The organism is Thiocapsa roseopersicina (assembly GCF_900106925.1).
GTDB lineage: Bacteria > Pseudomonadota > Gammaproteobacteria > Chromatiales > Chromatiaceae > Thiocapsa > Thiocapsa roseopersicina.
In genome coordinates, this window is sequence record NZ_FNNZ01000067.1 from 1 (window position 1) to 2917 (window position 2917).

Consider the following 2917-nt stretch of genomic DNA (forward strand, 5'->3'; position numbering starts at 1 on the left):
TGTTGTTCAAGCACCCCGAGGGAGGCCCACCGCTCTCCCTCATACAAGTTGACGATTTAAGAGGAAAAACCCATCAGGGAAGGTGGCCGTACTCAGCCGTGGGCCGCACGGTGCGAGAGCTCGTTCCCGGGCTCGACGAGCACTGGTTCGAGATTTACGGACGCGTTGCCCTGACCGGCGAGGCCACCCGTTTCCAGGAACACGTGACCCGGCTTCACCGCTGGTACGACGTCTACGCCTGGCGCTACGGCAACCCGCAGAACCGAGAAGTCGCCGTTCTGTTCAACGACGTCACCTCGCGCAAGCTGGCCGAGGAGGCGCTGCGCCGAAGCGAGCGGCGGCTGCGTATGGCCCTCGATGCGGCCTACACCCTCGCGTTCGAATGGGATATCCCGTGCAACGAGGTGCGGCGCCATCACTCCCGAGTCGCCGTGGCTCCCGAAACGCCGGAGGAGCGCCCGAGCAGTCTGGAGGAGTTCTGCGCGGCGGTCCATCCCGAGGATCGCGAGCGCTTCCTGGCGAATCTCCACGCCGCACTGGCCCACCCGGAGCAGGGCTACAGGGCCGAATTCCGGCTGTGCGAGCCCGACGGCCGGATTGTCTGGGTGGCCGATCGCGGCTACCTGGAGTGCGACGGGCAGGGACAGCCCCGGCGGCTGATCGGGCTCTCGCAGGACATCACGGAGCGAAAGGCTGCCGAAGAGGCCCTACGCGCCAGCGAGCTGCGCTATCGGACTCTGGTCGAGGCCACCGGCGCGGTGACCTGGTCATGTCCTCCCTCGGGGCGCCACGTCGCCCCGCAGCCCGAGTGGATAAGATTCACCGGGCAGAGCGCCGAGCAGATGCTCGGTACCGGCTGGAGCGAGGCGGTTCATCCCGAGGACATCGCTGGGGCGGCGCAGCTTTGGAAGGACGCCGTCGCCCGCGGCGTCGCGTTTGTGAACGAGCACCGCATTCGCCGCCATGACGGGGAGTGGCGCTGGATGCGTGTGCACGCGGTGCCGATCCACGATGTGCGGGGCGAGGTGGTCGAGTGGTTCGGCATGAATCTGGACATCACCGAGCGCAAGCGCGCCGAGGCGGCGTTGGAGGAAGCCGATCGCCGCAAGGACGCCTTCCTCGCCACCCTCGCCCATGAGCTGCGCAACCCGCTCGCGCCGATGCGCACCGGCCTCGACCTGCTCCAGGTGCTGTGCGGCGACGCGGTGGCCTGCGAGGAGCCCCTGCGGATCATGGACCGCCAGCTCCGCCACCTGGTGCATCTGGTCAATGACCTCTTGGATGTCTCGCGCATCAGCCGCGGCATGATTGCGCTGCGCACGGAGCGACTCGACCTGGCGGAGATCATCGATGCCGCGCTTCAGATGAGCGAGAGCGGGCTGCGCCGAGGCGAGCGCCGCCTCGCCGTCGACGTCCCGCCGGAGCCGCTGCCGGTGGAGGGCGATCGGGTCCGGCTGGTGCAGGTCGTGTCCAATCTTCTGAACAACGCGGCCAAGTTCACCGAAACGGGCGGCCGGATCACGTTGCGTGTCCTGCGCCGGGGAGATCGGGCCGAGATCCGGGTGCAGGACGACGGGCGGGGCATCCCCCGTGAGCGCCTCGCCGAGATCTTCGAGATGTTCTCCCAATCGGAGCCCGGACAGGATGCCGGGCTCGGCATCGGCCTCAGCATCGCGCGCAGCCTGGTCGCGCTGCACGGCGGGACGGTCTGGGCCGAGAGCGACGGTCCCGGGCGTGGGGCCGTCTTCACCGTCTCGCTGCCCCTCTGCAACAGTCTCCCGGCACAGCCCGAGCCACAGGAGGCAACGGATACCGACGCCATTGCGAAGCGCCGTGTTTTGGTGGTCGACGACAACCGCGACATCGTCGAGAGCCTGCGCGTGCTCTTCACCCTGCTGAAGGCCGAGGTTCGGGTCGCCTACGACGGGGCCGAGGCGCTGCGCGTCTGTGCGGACTGGCAGCCGACCCACATCTTGATGGACTTGCGCATGCCCGTGATGGACGGCTACGAGGCCGCCCGCCGGCTGCGTGCCAACCACCCCGACCGGGCCTTCCGCCTGGTCGCCATCACGGGCTGGGGTCAAGACGAGGACCGGCAGCGAACGCGGGAAGCGGGTTTCGACCAATACCTCGTCAAGCCGGTGGGCGTTGCGGAGCTGAAGAGCATCCTCGTCAGCTAGGTCGAAGCTGCTGCAGTATCTCTGTCCCGCTGCGTCCTGGAGTGGTCTCGAGACAGTGTTCGGCAGCTCCCGCAGCGTCCGCAAAGCAATGGTGACCGGCCGCTCAGGGTGCTCTGACGATTCGGGGAGCGACCATCCCCCGGGCGCGACACCGCCTGCGCGCTGAACGCGCGCACTCAGCCTGGAACAAGACGAGGTGCGCAGCTTCGGGGTCGAGCACCTCGGCGCGCTCTGGTATCCGGGAAACAGTGCATCTGCGCTATGTCGATGGAAAGGCATAGGGATCGCGCTCGTTATTCTTCTAATAAAAATCTATGTGTTAAGAAATCCATTGTGCCGGCGCTCGGTTCCGATCGTTTTCTCGGTCACGAAACCCCCGCGAAAACATACGTATGCCGAGCGATCACGGCGGAGGCGGGAAGACGATCGTCGTTTCTCGGCGCTCACGATGCAATCCGATGTAATCGCAATTGGTGCGGAATTACGGCCGATAACAGGGAGAGATTTGATCGTTGCGATAGCACTACGACATGGCCAATGAAGAGAATGAATCAGGATTCCCGCTTCGGGCATCAAATGATCAAAGCTAGTGCGCTACGCGGATTTCGGCGACTTCGACCTGTTCGGAACCGCTGGATCGTGTGCGTATTCCGGTGAAAGTGGCCACCCGGTCCGAAGGAAAGTGGCCACTGGTTCTGATTCAATCCGGCCAGTCAGTCCGAAGGAAAGCGGCCGGT

1 protein-coding gene is annotated in these 2917 nt (G+C 65.6%); it reads left to right on the top strand.

Features of this window, described 5'->3' with window-relative positions; all coding sequences use genetic code 11:
- The first annotated feature begins 110 nt into the window (after positions 1 to 110).
- Complete coding sequence (locus BLV04_RS24100; protein ID WP_139192044.1) at positions 111 to 2180, top strand: hybrid sensor histidine kinase/response regulator; 2070 nt, start codon at positions 111 to 113, stop codon at positions 2178 to 2180.
- The last annotated feature ends 737 nt before the right edge of the window (positions 2181 to 2917 follow it).